Below are 16,766 nucleotides of genomic sequence, written 5' to 3' on the forward strand. Positions count from 1 at the left end.
GCGTCGTCCGCGCATACCATAGGGGTTTATGGCAGATTTCCGCTAGCGTCAGGCGCGGGTTACTGACATTGTGGATTGGGTGACGATCACGGCTTTGGATTTCGAGCGCTGCTATCGGGCGGTGTCGACCCGGGATTCCCGATTCGACGGCCAGTTCTTCACCGCAGTGCGGACTACCGGAATCTATTGCCGCCCTTCATGTCCGGCGATCACGCCGAAGCCGACGAATGTGACGTTCCTGCCGACGGCCGCGGCCGCACAGCAGGCCGGATACCGGGCCTGCCGCCGCTGTCTGCCCGATGCCGCACCCGGGTCGCCGCTGTGGAATACCCGCGCCGATCTGGCCGCGCGGGCGATGCGGCTCATCGGCGACGGCGTCATCGAGCGCGGCGGCGTGCCCGCATTGGCCGCCACCCTCGGCTATTCACAGCGCCAGTTGACCAGGGTGCTCACCACCGAACTCGGCGCCGGTCCGCTGGCGCTGGCCAGGGCGCATCGCGCGCACACCGCGCGGCTGCTCATCCAGACGACGAATATGCCGATGTCCGATATCGCCTTCGCGGCGGGATTCGCCAGCATTCGCCAGTTCAACGACACCGTCCGCGAGGTATTCGCGGTGAGCCCCACCACCATGCGCACCGAGGCACAGCGGGTGTACCGCTCGGGAAATCCCGCCGTGCCCGCCGCCAACGGTTCGCTGACGCTGCGCCTGCCATTTCGGGAACCCCTGGATCAGGGCTGGCTGGAGTGGTTTCTCTCGGCGCACGTTTCGCCGGGTATGGAGCTGTGGGAGGAGCGCGCCTACACCCGCAGTCTGCGGACCCCGCACGGGCATGCGATGGCGCGACTGAGCTTCCAGCGCGATCACGTGCGCGCCGAACTGTCCCTGCACGATATGCGCGATCTCGCCCCGACCGTCGCCCGACTGCGGCACCTGCTGGATCTGGACGCCGACCCGATCGGCATCGATGAGGCGCTCGGTGTGGTGCCGGCCGATGCCGATGTCGTCGTAGCATCGGCGCGCGATCTCCCGGATGCCGGTGCGGCACCGGCCGATCACGCCTTTAATGTCGGCGCGACCACCGCCCGCCGTGCCGGCGCACGTCCGCCGTTCACCCCCGGCATCCGGGTGCCCGGCTGCCTCGACGGCCCGGAGTTGTTATTGCGCACCATGATCGGACAGCAGATCTCGGTATCGGCCGCCGCGACCCATACCGCCCGGCTGGTCGAGGCGCTCGGTGAGCCGATCGATGGACCGGTATCGCGGCTGTTCCCGACCCCGGCCGTGATCGCCGAACGCGGGGCCGAGGTGCTGACCGGTCCGGCGCGCCGGATCCGATCGATTGTCGGCGTCGCCTCGGCCCTCGCCTCCGGCGACCTGGTACTGCACCAGGGCCGCACCGCCACCGACTTGCGCCGCGAACTGCTGGCCCTGGACGGCGTCGGACCGTGGACCGCCGATTACGTGACCATGCGGCTGCTGGCCGATCCGGATGTCCTGCTCGACACCGATCTCGTTGTCCGCCAAGGCGCCACCCTGCTCGGTGTCGACCTGTCCGATACCGCGCGCTGGGCGCCGTGGCGCTCGTATCTGTCCATGCAACTGTGGAAGGCCGCGCTCGCCGGTCGAAAAACCGGCCAGCCGAAGTCACCCGCGACGAAGTCCGTCGCCGCAGCGAAAGCGAAGACCGAATTGTGAATGCGCCGACCGATTTCGCGACATCGGACACGCCGATCGGCCCGTTCACCGCACTGGTCGACGCCGAGGGCGCCGTACTGGCGTCCGGCTGGACCGCCGACGCCGAGGATCTGCGGCAGCTGATCCACCCGGGCCTGCGTCCGGACCAGTTGCGCCGACGCGACGAACTCGGCGCGGTAACCCGCGCGATTGCCGCGTATCACCGCGGTGAGCTGACCGCGATCGATCCGATCGCGGTGCGTCAGCGATCCGGCGAATTTCTCATGCACGCATGGGAAGTGCTGCGCAAGATCCCCGCGGGCGATCCGGTCACCTATACCGAATACGCCGCGCTCTCCGGCCGTCCCGATGCCACCCGCGCTGCCGCCAACGCCTGCGGCCGCAATGCCGCGGCGCTTTTCGTACCGTGCCACCGGGTCCTGCGCATCGGCGGTGCGCTCGGCGGCTTCCGCTGGGGGCTGCCGGTCAAACGCTGGCTATTGGATCACGAAGGCGGCAAGGTTCAGTTGACCATCGAATAGTCCCGCACCGGAACGGGTTCGGGTCGGCGCTCAGCAGCAGCGATTCTGCGGATTGCGATCCGCGTCGGCATGTCGTCGACGCCAGTACTCGCGTTCGGACGGGATTTCACATCCGGGATGGTTGCGCTGCAGATGGTCCACATAGCGCTGGTAATCCTGTCCGCCGAGGACCGCATCGAACCACGATCCGACCGCGCGGACCCTTGTCGCACCGGCACTTGCGGCGGTCCACAAACGCCGAATGACGGCCGGTCGAGGCGACCGGCCGTCACTGGGCTGCGCTGCTGCGGTCAATGTGCCGCTGGCCCCGCTGGTTCCGCCGCTGCGCCCCTGGTGTGCGCGGCGCCCGGCGCGCGGACCTGCCCCGATTCGATCAGGGCATCCCATTCCTTCTGCACCGCCTTCTCCTCCGCAGTGGCGATGAAGCCGCGCGGTGCGAAGATCTTCGACGGTTCGTCCGGTGATTCGCTGCTCGGTCCGCCGCCCGCGCGCCAGGCACGCAAGCAGACCACGGCACCGACCACCGCGACGATCAGTACCAGCACCGCGAAGATGACCGACAGGCTGCCCTGGATGAACGTGTTGCGCACGATCTTGTCCATATCGTCGGCATTCTTGGCGGGCGCCAACAACTTTCCGGCGTCGCGTGCGGCGCTGTAGTTGCTGTGCTGCTTCCAGTATCCGAGCTTCGGATCGGCGGAGAAGATCTTCTGCCAGGACGCGGTCATCGTCACCGTCAGATCCCAGATCAGCGGCAGCGCCGGAATCCAGGCCCACTTCACCAAGCCCTTCTTGATCAGAATGGTCAGCACGACGGTGAGCGCGATGGCGGCGAGCAACTGGTTGGAGATGCCGAACAGCGGGTACAGCGTGTAGATGCCGCCCAATGGATCGGTCACACCCATCAGCAGGACCGAACCCCAGGCCGCGACCACAATGGCCGAGCACAGCCAGGCACCGGGCCGCCACGACGGATCCTTGAACTTCTTCGCCGGACCACCGAGGTTGCCGAGCGAATCCGAGAGCATGAAGCGCGCGACGCGGGTACCCGCATCGATGGTGGTGAGGATGAACAGCGCCTCGAACATGATCGCGAAGTGGTACCAGAACGCCTTCAACCCGGAGCCGCCGAGGAAGTCCGACATCACCTGGGACATGCCTATCGCCAGCGTCGGCGCGCCACCGGTGCGCGAGATGATGCTGGTCTCGCCGACGTCCTTGGCGGTCTGAGTGAGTTCACCCGCGGTTATCGGATCACCGCTCAGGCCAAGGGAATTGGTGTAGGCGGCGGCCTTCTCGGCGGTGCCGCCGGTGAGTCCGGCGCCCGCGTTCATGGCGAAGTACAGGTGCTGGTCGATAATGCTCGCGGTAATGATCGCCATGACCGCGACGAACGACTCCATCAGCATGCCGCCGTAGCCGATCATCCGCGCATGCGACTGCTTCTCCAACAGTTTGGGTGTGGTGCCGGAGGAGACCAGGGCGTGGAATCCCGACAGCGCGCCACACGCGATGGTGATGAACAGGAACGGGAACAGACTGCCCGCGAAGGACGGACCGTTGCTGTTGGACGCGAACTGCGATACCGCTGGCGCCTTCAGCACCGGCATGGTGATCACGATGCCGATGGCGAGCAGGCCGATGGTGCCGATCTTCATGAAGGTCGACAGGTAGTCGCGCGGTGCCAGCAGCAGCCAGACCGGCAGCACCGAGGCGATGAAACCGTAGATGATCAGCAGCCAGGCGATGGTGGTGCCGGACAGGGTGAACAGGTCACGGCCCCAACCGGATTCGGACACCCAGCGCCCGGAGATGATCACGAACAGCAACAGCGCGAAGCCGACCACCGAAACCTCACCGACCCGGCCGGGCCGCAGGAACCGCAGATACAGGCCCATGAACAGCGCGATCGGGATGGTCATGCCGATGGAGAACACACCCCACGGGCTGCCGCCGTGCAGCGCACCGTCGGGCCCCTTCACCGCGGCCAGCGCCTGCACGACAACGATGCCGAGCACCGCGAGCAGGATCATCATGATCACCAGCACGGCAATGATCGCGGCGACGCCGCCGATCGGGCCGAGCTCATCGCGGGCCATCTGCCCGAGGCTGCGACCGCGACGTTTGGACGAGGCCCAGAGCACGAGGTAGTCCTGCACCGCACCGGCCGCGACCACGCCGACGATGATCCAGATCGTGCCTGGCAGATAACCCATTTGGGCGGCCAGCACCGGTCCCACCAGCGGACCGGCACCGGCGATGGCGGCGAAGTGGTGTCCGAAGAGCACCCGCCGATCCATCGGCATGTAGTCTTTGCCGTTCTCCATGGCCTCGGCGGGCGTGGCCACATCGTCGCGCGGCTTGACGATCTTGTATTCGATCAGCCTGGCGTAGAACTGGTACGCGGTCGCATATGTGCAGATCGCCGCGACGACGATCCATACCGCATTGACATTCTCACCGCGCGAGATGGCGAGGACGGCCCAGGCGATCGCGCCGATGACCGCGATGGCCCCGAAGATCGCCTTCTTCCGTGGTGTGATCGGTGATCGATCGATCACACCGACGGGCGGCAGATCGGGATCCGTCCGCAAATATTCGATTGTCGCCATCGGTCTACTCTCCTGAAAAACGCGCAGGATGCTGCTCGAACTCGTGACAACGTATCCGATTGGTGATGCCGATCGCGGCCGTTTTCCTTCGGCTTTGGACAACGTTAAGTTTTGTTCGTGTGTCGGCCGTCACCTCGGTGTTGCCGAACGTATGCTGCCATGCGATTCCGCCAAGCTCCACATCCGCCTGGAGGAGGGCCTTTTTGCGCAGGCGCACGCTGCTCGGCTCGGTGCTCGCCGCGCCGCTGCTCGCCGCCACCGGCTGCGGATCCGACGACGACGCGCTGACCTTCTTCTTCCAGGCCCGGTCGGAGGAGGCGCGGGTCCGGCTGAGGATCATCGACGAATTTCAGAAGCGGCACCCGGACATCCGGATTCGCACCATCATGTCCGGACCCGACCCACTGCAGCAGATGCTCACCTATTGCGCGGGCGGTAAATGTCCGGACGTCATGATGGCGTGGGAGTTGCTCTACGCCGGACTCGCCGAGCGCGGGGTGCTGCTGGATCTGCGCACCCTGCTCGATCGGGAGCCCGAATACGCCGCGGCACTGCGCGCCGACAGTTACCCGACGCTGTACGACACCTTCACCTATGCCGGTGGGCAGTATGCGCTGCCGGAGCAGTGGTCGGGGGTATTCCTCTACTACAACCGGGAGCTGTTCGCCCGAGCCGGACTCAGTGCACCGACTCGGTGGTCGCAGGCCTGGTCGTTCGCCGAATTCCTCGATGCCACAAAGGCACTCACACACCGCGATCCCTCCGGCCGGACCCGGCAGTGGGGCTTTGCCGACGCATGGGTGCCGTACTTCTCGGCCGCTTGCTTCGGGATGAACAATGGGGCGGAATGGTTCACGCCATCGGTGGACCCGACCAGGACAAATCTCGGTGATCCCCGGTTCGCCGAGGGGTTCCAGTTCTATGCCGATCTGGCGGTGCGCCATGGGGTTGCGCCGAAAGTCGCGGACCAGCAGTCGGTTTCGGCACCGGATCTGTTCCGGCGCGGCCGTGCTGCCATGGCGATGGGCGGGCACTGGCTGTATTCCGAATTCGCCGGACAAGTTGATCTGCCCATCGATGTCACGGTGCTGCCGGTCGGGCCACACGGCGGCCCCGGGGCGATCACCGATGTGGGCAGCACCGGGTTGTCGATTGCCGCCGATAGTCCACGCATCGAACAGGCTTGGGAATTCGTCAAATTCGCGACCGGTCCGGTGGGGCAGGGCATTATCGCAGCCTCTGGATTATTCGTACCCGTGCTGAAATCGGCGATGGGGTCACCCGGATTCGCGGCCGTTCACCGCGAGATACGCAACCTCCAGGTTTTCACGGAGGGGCCGCAGAATTCGCGCCCGCTACCGGTTACCCCGGTCTGGGGCAAGGTTTCCGCATTGCTGGAGCGCGGCGGCAACCGCGTGTTGCGTGGCGCCGCCACCGCCGATTCCATCAGCGCATCCCTGACCGCCGACATCGACACCCTCCTGGATCCCTCATGACCCCAACACAATCGCGCGTATCGATCGGCACACGGCGGCGGACCGTACGAAGGCCCCGCCGCGTGGAGTCGCATGAGCGGGGGCGGCTGGCGCGGCGGCGGGAGCGGGCGGGATGGGCGTTCGTGGCGCCGAATGTGGCCGCGGTGCTGGTGTTCTTGCTGTTTCCGCTCGCGGTTTCGCTGTATCTGAGTCTGCACTCGTGGGATCTGTTCAGTGCGCCGCGCTTCGTCGGGGTGGCGAACTATCGGCGGCTGTTCACATCGGATCCATTGTTCCTCATCGCATTACGCAATACCGCGGTATTCACCGTGCTGACACTGGTGCCGACGGTGGTGATCGGGCTGGCGGTCGCGGCCGTGCTCAATCAGAAGTTGGCCGGTATCGGCATCTTTCGGACCATCGCATTCCTGCCATTGGTTGCCTCGACCGTCGCCATGGCGGTGGTGTGGCGCTTCATGTTCACCACCGATGACGGGTTGCTCAACATCATGCTGGGCTGGGTCGGCATCGATCCGGTGCCGTGGCTGACCGATCCGGATCAGGCGCTGATATCGCTGAGCGTCGTGACCGTATGGAAGAGCGTGCCTTTCGCGACGGTCATCCTGCTCGCGGCGATGCAGGGGGTGCCCGAAACGCTGTACGAGGCAGCGCGCATCGATGGGGCGGGGGCGCTGCGCCGGTTCTGGTCGGTCACGCTGCCCTTGATCCGCGGGCCGCTGTCGTTCGTCTTCGTCATCACGATTATCAATTCGGTGCAGGCCTTCGATCAGGCCTATGCGCTGACCGGTGGCAATGGCGGGCCGGAGACGGGGACCTATCTGCTCGGAATCATGTTGTTCCAGAACGCCTTCGGGTTCTACGAGGTCGGTTATGCCGCGGCGCTGGCGTGGGTGATCTTCGCGATTCTGCTGGTGCTGACGCTGTTGCAGTTGCGGTTCGCGCGGCGGGCGGAGGTGGAGTTGTGAGTACGTCGGAGATGGTGCGGCGATCGCTTCCGGTGCGGCGCATCGGTAGTACACCCGCTGCGAGCAGCGCGCGGCCAACTCGTGGACGGGTGGAGCGGGCCATTGTGCGCCGCACGATGCGTGGTGTTCTGACCTACGTGGCACTCATCGGCATCGCCTGGTGCGCACTCGGGCCGATCCTGTGGGCGCTGTCGGGTTCGCTGAAGCGTGATGGCGAGATCACCGAGCCGACGCTGATTCCCGCGCGCCCGCAGTGGTCCAACTACGGGAAGGTTTTCGAACTACTGCCGCTGGGGCGGATGCTGGCCAACACCGCAAGCTATGCACTGTGCGTCACGGCGGGGCAGGTGTTCTTCTGCTCGCTGGCCGGATACGCGTTCGCGCGCTTGCGATTTCGCGGACGAGACGTGCTGTTCCTGGCCTATCTCGGCACGCTGATGGTGCCGCTGACGGTAACCGTGATCCCGCAATTTCTGCTCATGCGCGCATTCGGCTGGGTGGACACGCCATGGGCGATGATCGTTCCGGGCCTGTTCGGCAGCGCCTTCGGCACCTATCTGATGCGCCAGTTCTTCCGGACGCTGCCCGCCGAGCTCGAGGAGGCGGCGATCGTCGACGGCTGCACCACCTGGCAGGTGTTCTGGCGCGTGTTACTGCCGCACACCCGTCCTGCGCTCATGGTGCTCGGCGTGCTCACCTGGATCACCGTCTGGAACGACTTCCTGTGGCCGCTGATCATGATCCAACGCAACGATATCGCCACCGCCACTTTGGGTTTGGTTCGGCTGCAAGGTCAGTACCACACGCAATGGCCGATCCTCATGGCCGCGGCCGTGGTCGTTCTGCTGCCGCTGGTGGTGGTCTACGCGATCGCGCAACGTGCGTTCGTGCGCGGCATCGCGGCGTCCGGTCTCGGCGGTCGTTGACGGTGACGTCGGCCGCGGCCTATCGCCGTTTCCGCGACCGGACGCCGACGCTCGTCTACTCGCCCCAGTAGGTGCCGAAGCTCCACAGATTGCCCTCTGGATCGCGGACGGTGAAGCCGCGTGATCCGTAGTCCTCATCGCGCAGTCCGCGCACCACCTGCGCGCCCGCGGCGACGGCGCGGTCGTGCAGGGCATCGGGGTCCTCGCAGACGAGATAGATCGAATCGGTGCCCGGCCCCCGCTCACAGAACGGGTTATCGCCCTTGCCGATGGAACTGAACATGATGCCGCCGCCGAGCGGCCAGCGCAGCTGACCGTGCTCGATGAACGACGGTTCGCCCTCCCTGGCGTAGAGCGCGGTCTCTTCGAAGCCGAATGCGCTGGTCAGGAACGCCACCGCCGCGCGAGCGTCGGTGAAATTGAGGCACGGCCAGACGGCGGTGCGGGTCGCTGTGGTCGGTGCGGAATTCGTTGGTGTCGTCATGGATCCAGCCTCACTCGCCGGACCCCTCCGGGTCTTGGACGGATGGAATCTCCTCCGCCAGCCATACCGTCGGGCTGCAACCGGCCAGTTCCGCGAAATCGCGATTCAGGTGGGCCTGGTCGTAGTATCCGCAGGTCGCGGCCACCTGGGCGATCGTCACGTAGGACGGTGTGTGTCCGATCATCCGCCTGGCTCGTTCGAATCGGGCGACCCGGGCGGCGAGCTTCGGGCCGAGGCCGAACTCCGCGCCGAATCGGCGGGCCAGATGCTGGCGGCTCCAGCCGATATCCTCGGCCAGCGAACCGATCTGCGCCGCACCGTCGGTTTCGACCAAACTCCGCCAGGCCCAAGTCAATTCGGGTGTCACCAAGCGATCGTGGCAGGCCAGTGCGGTCAGGATCCGGTCGCAGGCGGCGAAGCGATCCGACCAGGTGCTCAGCTCCTGCAGTTGCTCCCACAGCTGACGCCCGACCGGCCCCGTCACCTCGGCACATTCCACCGAGGTGTTCCACAGCGCGCTCGCGGGCATCCCGAACAGGGCCCGGCTCCCGAGCGGCGTCAGCTCGATGCCGATCCCCTCCTGATACCCGTTGTGTGCGATGACCGCCGAACTGGCCTGCAACCCGCTCAGCACACACCGGTAGTCCGCTGGCGACTGCCGCGAATCGGTCTGTGCGACAACGTCGATGCTCGGCCCGATGGACACGATGAACGTCATATGCCGCGACGGCAGCCCCCGATGCAGTCCGGGCGCGAACCCGCACAGTCGATACCCGACGTAGCCATCGATGAACGCCGCGAGCGCCGGTGCCGGACGTGCCGTCACCACTTCGGTGGTCGGCTCCACATCCGGAACGCTACGCCGCCCGGCCGCTATCGCAAGGCGAGACAGCTGGCGACGTCGCTGTGCTGGTGGATCGACCTGCGTGCCGAACTGCAACTCGGTGCGTCGCCTCCGAAGCCGATGTCGACACTGTGGCCGTAATCTTCGACGGCATCTGCTTCCACCAGGCATTCCTGCGGTTCTGTGCGGCCGCTCTCGATGTGACAGCAGCTGTGGTGAATGCGGCTGCAGGCTGGTGGGTGCTGGTCTGTGGGCTTGCTGGTTCTGTGCGGCTGGTCTCGGTGTGACGGCAGCTGTGGTGAATGTGGCCGCATTCTGGTGGGTGCTGGTCTGTGGGCTCGCTGGTTCTGTGCGGCTGGTCTCGGTGTGACGGCAGCTGTGGTGAATGTGGCCGCATTCTGGTGGGTGCTGGTCTGTGGGCTCGCTGGTTCTATGCCGCCGGTCCCGATGCGACAGCAGCTCCCACGAACTCGCCCGGAGCCTGGCGCGGCTCGTCCGCGGGCTCGGATTCTCGGCTGTCGACGGTGGTTGAACGGAGCAGCAGTCACCGTTGTGACGACCGCCTCCACATGACGGTGAGATAGCGCACTCGAGTCGGTGACGCGCTGTGAGATGGGGTCGTGGCCGGTTACCGTTACCGCTTCTAACGTTCTTGGAGGTGTGATGCGGCGGGTGCAATACCAGCGCGGCGGTGGTCCGGAAGTACTCGAGGTCGTATCGGCCGAGGTGCCGACGCCCGGCCCGGGTGAATTGCTGGTCCGGGTCGATGCGGTTGGTGTGACCCTGCCGGTGGTCCGCAAGGTGCGCGAACCGCGCGAGCCGATCGCGCTCGGCGGCGAGATCGCGGGTGAGGTGGTCGCGGTCGGGGATGGCGTCACCAGCTGCATGCCCGGCTACCGGGTGACCGGTATGGTTTTCGGCCACGGCTACGCCGACTACGCCCTGCTCTCCGCGGCGATGGCCTCGCCGATTCCGGACGGCGCCTCGGCCGTCGATGCCGTCGCACTCGTCCGCAGCGGTCTGGTCGCGCTCGGCGCGCTCGACGCCGCGAACCCGAAGCCGGGCGAATCAGCCCTGATCACCGCCGCCGCCAGCGGTGTCGGCCACCTCGCCCTGCAGTTGGCGCGCGTGCGCGGCGCCGCACGGGTGGTCGCCGCGGTCTCCGATATCGCCAAGGCCGACTTCCTGCGCGACCTCGGTGCCGACGAAGTAGTCGCCTACGACCACGAATCCTGGGGCGACCCAGTCGATTACGTCCTCGACGCGGTTGGCGGCGATCTCCTCACCCCGGCCGTCGCCGCCGTTGCCCCCGGCGGCCGACTCGTCGCCTACAGCTCCGGTGGCGGCACCATCCAGGCCTACGACCTGCTCGTCGGCGCCAAATCGGTCATCGGCTTTCAAATGGCCCGTATCGCCCGCAACTCCCCGGACCTGTACGAACACTGGCGCCAAGAACTGTGGCAATACTTCGCCTCCGGCCAACTCCGCCCCGCTGTCCACGCGGAGTTCCCCCTCGAAGAAGCCGCCGAGGCACACGCCGTCATCGAGAACCGCTCGAACCTCGGCAAGGTCATCCTGATCCCCTGACGCCGATGCCGCTCGCCGGGCATGGGCCGCGCGCATGCGAGCCCACCCGGCCAGCGGGTTATCCGCGCCGACCCGGCGGTTGGCGGCCGATGGCCTGCGGGCGAGACGAGCGGGCGCGCCGCGTAGACTCTGTTCCTCGTGAGTCTCACCCTCGGAATCGTCGGCCTGCCCAACGTCGGAAAGTCGACGCTGTTCAACGCGCTGACCAAGAACGACGTGCTGGCGGCGAACTACCCGTTCGCGACGATCGAGCCGAACGTCGGGGTGGTGCCGCTGCCCGACCCGCGCCTGGACAAGCTGGCCGAGATCTTCGGCTCCCAGCGCATCCTGCCCGCGGTGGTGTCGTTCGTCGATATCGCGGGCATCGTCAAGGGCGCATCCGAGGGCGCTGGACTCGGCAATAAGTTCCTCGCCAATATCCGCGAAGCCGATGCCATCTGCCAGGTGGTTCGGGTCTTCGCCGACGATGACGTGGTGCACGTCGACGGGCGGGTCGACCCGCTCGCGGATATCGAGGTGATCGAGACCGAGCTGATCATCGCCGATATGCAGACCCTGGAGAAGGCCATCCCGCGCCTCGAGAAGGAAGCCAAGGTCAAGAAGGACCGCAAGCCGCTGCTCGATGCGGCCAAGGCCGCCCAGGAAGTCCTCGACAGCGGCAGGACGCTGTTCTCCGCGCGCGCCCAGCTGGACGGCGAACTGCTGAAAGAACTTTCGCTGCTCACCACCAAGCCGTTCCTCTATGTCTTCAACGCCGACGAATCGGTGCTCACCGACGAGGCGAAGGTCGCCGAGCTGAAAGCCGCTGTCGCACCGGCGGATTCGGTCTTCCTCGACGCCAAGGTCGAAGCCGAACTCCTCGAACTCGACGACGAATCCGCCCTGGAACTCCTCGAATCCATCGGCCAATCCGAACCCGGCCTGCACGCCCTGGCCCGCACCGGCTTCCACACCCTCGGCCTGCAGACCTACCTCACCGCCGGTCCAAAAGAGGCCCGCGCCTGGACAATCCACCAGGGCGACACCGCCCCCAAGGCCGCAGGCGTAATCCACACCGACTTCGAACGCGGCTTCATCAAGGCCGAAGTGGTGGCCTACGACGACCTGATAACCGCAGGTTCGATGGCAGCCGCCAAGGCCGCCGGCAAGGTCCGCATGGAAGGCAAGGACTACGTCATGGCCGACGGCGACGTAGTCGAATTCCGAAGCGGAGTAGCGTCACCGTCGAAGAACAAGTAGGTGCTCATGGCCTGGTGAGAGGCCCGCGAGCTGAGCGAGCCCCGTCCGGATACCGGGCGGGGCTCAGTCGTTGTCGGACGATGTCCGCGGTGCTCGGGCTGCAGGGTTGGCCGTTCCGGTCAGCGCGGTATGCGGCAATGTAGTGCGTTCGAGCTAGCGGGTTGGGCGTTGCGTATTCATCCTGGACAGCGACGATGCCCTTGCCCGAGGCTGACCAGTTTGGTCGGAAAACTTCGTCATCGCCGGCCAGGACATCGGCCCACCTTTGGCGCTCTACGAAACGGCAACTGGGAACGGCGTTCCGTCGATAGCCGGGACCTGGCCGCAACGGCCGGCCGAACGCGTCCCGGAGCGTACCGTCCTGCCTCAGTCGGTGCCGTCCTGCACCGGATAGTCGATGACGACCACACCGCCGGTGGCGTAGTTGACGACATCGGCGGCCGCCCGCTGGCCTTGCTGCGATGCCCGCGCCGCGTCCATGGCGGCGGCGTCAGCGAAGTCGCCTTCGAAGACCGCGAAATACGGCGATTCTCCGTTGGTCGCTGTCACGTCGAAGCTGTAGCGCCACGCAAGCAGGCCGGGCATTTTCGTGGCCAGTGGAAGGTGGTTGGTCTCGTAGTAGTCGCGGAAGTGGTCAGGGTCGGCGGGCTTGGGATATAGGACTACCAACTTGTGCACGACTGCCTCCCGGTGTGTGAGTGCGGTGTCCAGTACCGCGGTCGGTTGAATCGTTATATGTGCAGGTTAGGGCCTGATGCGTGGTCGGGGGAAAGACCGGGACGCGATAGACTCAGAACGGATCGTTATCAATTGACCGGGAGGGCATGTGGCGCCGGATACGGTGAGCCTGCGGTACTTTCTGGTGCTGGCGCAGGAGTTGAACTTCACCCGCGCGGCCGCACGGATCGGTATCGCGCAGCCCGCACTCAGTGCGCGGATGCGCCGATTGGAGGCGGAACTCGGTACGAGCCTGCTGGTTCGTAACACGCGTAGCGTCGTATTGACCACGGCCGGTGCGGCTTTGGCGGAGTCCGCGCCGCCCGCGCTGGCGGCGCTGGACCGGGCATGGGACACCGCCCGGAATGCGGGGGCCGGTGAACTGGGCACGCTGCGCATCGGATACAGCCTCAGCGCGGGGGCCGAGACGGCACCGGCCCTGGTGGACAGGCTCATTCGCAGCAGCCCGGGACTCGAGGTCGGCGCGGTCCCCATGGCGACACCGGAGATCTCCCCCGCGGTCGCCGACGGCCGCATCGATGCGGGGATCACCCGCGGTGAACAGCCGGGTCGTGGCGTGCGCCGGTTCCTGCTGCGGCGCCAGCGCGTCGGGGTCCAATTGGCACAGCATCATCCGCTGGCCGAACACCCGGAGATCGAGATCGCCGATGCGGCCGCGTATCCGCTGCGACTCCCCGACCGTACGGCCAACCCCGTGATCCACGACCAGCTGTCCGCACTGTTCCGCGACACCCGGCCGAACCCCCGATTCCACACGCCCGCAGTCTCTTTCGACATGTCGCAGCGCGACCTACGCGACGGTCTCACCCTCGCCCCGGCCGGTGAAGCCGCGGTCACGACACAACCGGCCGGTCTCACGTGGCGCCCGCTGCAGGGCGCACCCACCTTGACGATCCACCTGGTCCTCCCGCGCGTGCAGTCACCACTACACCGCCGCATCCGCACCGTCGCCAAAACCCTGGCACACGAGCTGCACTGGCTGCCGGACTGACGCGCAGCAGATCACGCGAGACGGACCTCGGCCGCCCGGCGTCATCGATGGTGAAGTCGGCCAGGTCCGGATACGCCCCGCCTGTCGCCCGCCACCGCGAGGGGGTGAGTTGGTGGTCGCTGCACCAGTAGAAGTACAGGCGCAGTTCGGATTTGGTGTGGATGCGTGAGACCGCGGAGAAGCGAGCGAGGTAAGCCAGCGCGGGCAGCCGGAGCCCTGGTATGGCTCCGCGCTCGAGACTGCCCAGTACCTGGCAGACCGCGCGCTCACCGGGCACCGCGTAGCCCTCGAAATCGCCCAGCAACACACAAACAAAGGGTCCTCCCAGTACTCCGCGCTCGAAGTCGCCCAGATCCTCGAAGCTGCCCAGAACGACAAAGGGTTCGAGATCGGACCCGCCATCGACGAGCACCGAGCGCGGGTGCGGCAGCCCGGCTACCGGCTCACCTACGGAAACCAGGCATTCGACACCGCGGTGCGAAACGCGCTCGCTGAACACCACTCGGACCCAGCGGCACTGTGGCATGCGCTCGAGTCCGCGATGACGCAATGGCAGCCCCGCACTCCAGATCACATCGCCCCGATCGCGCTGCTCGCCGACCCTGTGCTGGCGTACAGCCTCACCCCGGATCGCGGCCGCGCGTTGCTGAGTAAACCGCGCAGTGGCCGCTGACCCCGCGAGCAACCCGCCCCGACATTCCGCAGCATCCGGCGCCGAGCGTTGGCCGGTTCGGTCAGCGCGGTATGCGGACGCTACTGCCAGCCACAGCGTGTGCCGGCAAGGGCTGGCAGGTACCGAAATGAACTGTGATCGGCGCGGCGGCAGAGTTGGGCAATCGGAATCGGTCACCGAACCGGCAATCCTTGTGACAGACATGGGATTTCATAACGGCCTCGATTAGCATCGCCCGGCATTCGCACGCAACGACAGGGGACCACCTCGTGACCAAACCCGCCTACCTTGCCCTCGGCCTACTCGCGGTCGCGCTCACCGGCTGCTCGACGCATCCCAGCACCTCACCGATAGCAGTCCCGATATCCACGACGCCGACCGCGGCCATGTTCGGCGCACCAACCACCACCGCGACCGCGCCCGCCGACGACAGCCACGCCGGACCCGCCCACATCCCCACGTACGTATGCGATGAGGCCATCGTCGGGCCACCGCTGGGATACAAGGATGGAGACACCGTCGTGATCACCGGCCGAGGCAACTGCCAACCTACTGAAGGCACCGTCGGACCGGACAACACGATGAGAGGTCCCTGGCAGATCATCCAACGCAGCCCGACACCGATCACTTACAACTGCGGAAAGCAACCTCCAGCGATCATCGGCCTCGACGGCAAACCCATCGAACTCGTCACCATCTCCGGCGACATCGCGAATGCTCCGGCCTACGTCAACGGCTACGACTGCATCCCGTAAGCGATCACACGCCGACCGGTTCGGTCAGCGCGATCAGCGGCATAGTGCATTGACTTCCGTGGTCGCCCACCGATGGACATCATGACGCCAATGCCAGCGGACCTGCACCGACGTCGGTCCGGCGACGCCCCGCCCCCGACCGGCCGGTACCGCAGATGGCCGGTACCGCCGCGGTCGGGGAGTCTGCCCCATCGGCGCTGCAGCTAAACGGGCTTGCGGGTTTCGTCGAGGCCTGCGATGCCCTCGGCGAAGCCGACGGCGGGCTCGTACTTCAGCTCATGGCGGGCCAGGGTGATGTCGTATCGCCTTGGCAGCGCCAGGAATTCAACCTCGAATCGGGTCAGCGGCGGACGCCCGGGCAGCGGCAGGGTGGACCAGAGCCATTCGCCGGCACGGCCGAGGGCGTATAGCGGTCCGGAGGGGACCGACCGGGTCGGCATCGGCGCATCCTGGGCAGCGAGCACGCCTGCCAGAAACTCGCGGACCGGCATCGGCTCGGCGTTGGTGATGAGATATGTGCCGCCGGGCGTACCGTCGCTCAGCGCGGCGGCGACAGCGGCGGCAACGTTGTCGACGTGGACATGTTCGAAACTCGCCATGCCCTTGTCGACCAGGGGCAGCCTGCCGGCGCGGGCGCGGGCGGCCAGGTCGGCCAGCTGCCCCGAACCCGAACCCCAGATGAAGGTGGGCCGCAGCACGATCGTCTCGATCGCACCCGCGTGCGCGCGGATCAGGTGTTCGGCGGCGAGTTTCGCCTGCGCGTAGCCGGAGCTGGGCACGGCCGGGGTGGGTTGGGATTCGGTGATGTCGAGCAGCGGCCGACCGCCCTGCAGCACCGATTCACTGCTGATATAGACGAATCGGCGCACACCGTGGCGCACGGCCGCAGCCAGCACCTCGCGCGTGCCCTCGACGATCGCCTCGTCGAACTCGCGCTGAGGAGCCCATGTCGACACCAGCCCCGCCGCATGAACGACGACGTCGATACCGGCCAGCCGTTCTTCCCACGCCGCCACGTCCTCGAGGCTGCCCGGCACGACGGTCGCATGCGGAATGCGCCTGCCCGTACCCCGGATCAGCGCCGACACATCGTGTCCGTCGGCCACCAGCCGATGCACCACGCGGCGCCCCAAGAATCCGGTAGCCCCCGTAAGCAGCACATTCATCCCCATCTACCCTTCTCGAAAGTAACTTGACCAGTCATCATAGTATGATCGTAGCTTGACCGATCGGCAT

Annotated in this window: 16 protein-coding genes; 10 read left to right on the top strand and 6 right to left on the bottom strand. The window is 66.4% G+C overall.

Going from position 1 to position 16,766, the window contains the following annotated elements; all coding sequences use genetic code 11:
* The first annotated feature begins 70 nt into the window (after positions 1 to 70).
* Positions 71 to 1,699, top strand: a complete 1,629-nt coding sequence (locus tag ACQP0C_RS07400; protein WP_433731826.1) for a DNA-3-methyladenine glycosylase 2 family protein — start codon at positions 71 to 73, stop codon at positions 1,697 to 1,699.
* Positions 1,696 to 2,220, top strand: a complete 525-nt coding sequence (locus ACQP0C_RS07405; RefSeq protein WP_433731827.1) for a methylated-DNA--[protein]-cysteine S-methyltransferase — start codon at positions 1,696 to 1,698, stop codon at positions 2,218 to 2,220. The genes ACQP0C_RS07400 and ACQP0C_RS07405 overlap by 4 nt, the downstream gene beginning before the upstream one ends.
* A 30-nt stretch (positions 2,221 to 2,250) precedes the next feature.
* Here ACQP0C_RS07405 and ACQP0C_RS07410 read toward each other — a convergent pair whose 3' ends face one another.
* The gene (locus ACQP0C_RS07410) at positions 2,251 to 2,607 is read right to left on the bottom strand and encodes a YbdD/YjiX family protein (protein WP_433731828.1); all 357 of its coding nucleotides are present in this window, start codon (positions 2,605 to 2,607) and stop codon (positions 2,251 to 2,253) included.
* A complete protein-coding gene (locus ACQP0C_RS07415; RefSeq protein WP_433731829.1) occupies positions 2,511 to 4,832 on the bottom strand; it encodes a carbon starvation CstA family protein in 2,322 nt (773 codons plus the stop codon). The genes ACQP0C_RS07410 and ACQP0C_RS07415 overlap by 97 nt, the downstream gene beginning before the upstream one ends.
* Before the next feature lie 203 nt (positions 4,833 to 5,035).
* Here ACQP0C_RS07415 and ACQP0C_RS07420 point away from each other — a divergent pair, with 203 nt between their 5' ends.
* The 3 genes from ACQP0C_RS07420 to ACQP0C_RS07430 all read left to right on the top strand — a co-directional run bounded on the left by ACQP0C_RS07420 (position 5,036) and on the right by ACQP0C_RS07430 (position 8,219).
* Positions 5,036 to 6,328 (top strand): ABC transporter substrate-binding protein, encoded by a 1,293-nt coding sequence (locus tag ACQP0C_RS07420; protein ID WP_433731831.1) that lies wholly within the window; start codon positions 5,036 to 5,038, stop codon positions 6,326 to 6,328.
* 86 nt (positions 6,329 to 6,414) lie between these two features.
* A complete protein-coding gene (locus tag ACQP0C_RS07425; RefSeq protein WP_433734467.1) occupies positions 6,415 to 7,293 on the top strand; it encodes a carbohydrate ABC transporter permease in 879 nt (292 codons plus the stop codon).
* A 116-nt stretch (positions 7,294 to 7,409) separates the two neighbouring features.
* Positions 7,410 to 8,219: a carbohydrate ABC transporter permease gene (locus tag ACQP0C_RS07430; RefSeq protein WP_433734468.1), complete on the top strand. Its 810-nt coding sequence runs from the start codon at positions 7,410 to 7,412 to the stop codon at positions 8,217 to 8,219.
* 55 nt (positions 8,220 to 8,274) lie between these two features.
* On the opposite strand, the gene ACQP0C_RS07435 is transcribed toward ACQP0C_RS07430, so the two are convergent.
* Together ACQP0C_RS07435 and ACQP0C_RS07440 are read right to left on the bottom strand one after the other, a co-directional pair.
* On the bottom strand, positions 8,275 to 8,703 hold the full coding sequence (locus tag ACQP0C_RS07435) for a VOC family protein (RefSeq protein ID WP_433731833.1): 429 nt from the start codon (positions 8,701 to 8,703) through the stop codon (positions 8,275 to 8,277).
* A 10-nt stretch (positions 8,704 to 8,713) separates the two neighbouring features.
* Positions 8,714 to 9,550, bottom strand: coding sequence for a helix-turn-helix domain-containing protein (locus ACQP0C_RS07440; RefSeq protein WP_433731835.1), 837 nt, complete (start codon positions 9,548 to 9,550; stop codon positions 8,714 to 8,716).
* Positions 9,551 to 10,210: 660 nt separating this feature from the next.
* Here ACQP0C_RS07440 and ACQP0C_RS07445 point away from each other — a divergent pair.
* Both ACQP0C_RS07445 and ychF read left to right on the top strand, forming a co-directional pair.
* A complete protein-coding gene (locus ACQP0C_RS07445) occupies positions 10,211 to 11,134 on the top strand; it encodes a quinone oxidoreductase family protein (protein WP_433731837.1) in 924 nt (307 codons plus the stop codon).
* Positions 11,135 to 11,272: 138 nt separating this feature from the next.
* Positions 11,273 to 12,373 carry a redox-regulated ATPase YchF gene (ychF, locus tag ACQP0C_RS07450; protein ID WP_433731839.1) on the top strand — a complete coding sequence of 367 codons (1,101 nt, stop codon included), beginning with the start codon at positions 11,273 to 11,275 and terminating at the stop codon, positions 12,371 to 12,373.
* 366 nt (positions 12,374 to 12,739) lie between these two features.
* On the opposite strand, the gene ACQP0C_RS07455 is transcribed toward ychF, so the two are convergent.
* Positions 12,740 to 13,051 (bottom strand): EthD family reductase, encoded by a 312-nt coding sequence (locus ACQP0C_RS07455; RefSeq protein WP_433731841.1) that lies wholly within the window; start codon positions 13,049 to 13,051, stop codon positions 12,740 to 12,742.
* A gap of 148 nt (positions 13,052 to 13,199) precedes the next feature.
* Here ACQP0C_RS07455 and ACQP0C_RS07460 point away from each other — a divergent pair, with 148 nt between their 5' ends.
* From ACQP0C_RS07460 to ACQP0C_RS07470, 3 genes are all read left to right on the top strand, one after another.
* Entirely contained in the window at positions 13,200 to 14,102 is a 903-nt protein-coding gene (locus tag ACQP0C_RS07460) for a LysR substrate-binding domain-containing protein (protein WP_433731843.1), read from the top strand.
* Between the two features lie 421 nt (positions 14,103 to 14,523).
* Positions 14,524 to 14,775: a hypothetical protein gene (locus ACQP0C_RS07465; protein WP_433731845.1), complete on the top strand. Its 252-nt coding sequence runs from the start codon at positions 14,524 to 14,526 to the stop codon at positions 14,773 to 14,775.
* A 269-nt stretch (positions 14,776 to 15,044) separates the two neighbouring features.
* Positions 15,045 to 15,530, top strand: a complete 486-nt coding sequence (locus ACQP0C_RS07470; RefSeq protein ID WP_433731847.1) for a hypothetical protein — start codon at positions 15,045 to 15,047, stop codon at positions 15,528 to 15,530.
* 203 nt (positions 15,531 to 15,733) lie between these two features.
* On the opposite strand, the gene ACQP0C_RS07475 is transcribed toward ACQP0C_RS07470, so the two are convergent.
* On the bottom strand, positions 15,734 to 16,696 hold the full coding sequence (locus tag ACQP0C_RS07475; RefSeq protein ID WP_433731849.1) for an NAD-dependent epimerase/dehydratase family protein: 963 nt from the start codon (positions 16,694 to 16,696) through the stop codon (positions 15,734 to 15,736).
* Between the last annotated feature and the right edge of the window lie 70 nt (positions 16,697 to 16,766).

The organism is Nocardia sp. CA-129566, assembly GCF_050956075.1.
In the GTDB taxonomy this organism is placed as follows: domain Bacteria; phylum Actinomycetota; class Actinomycetes; order Mycobacteriales; family Mycobacteriaceae; genus Nocardia.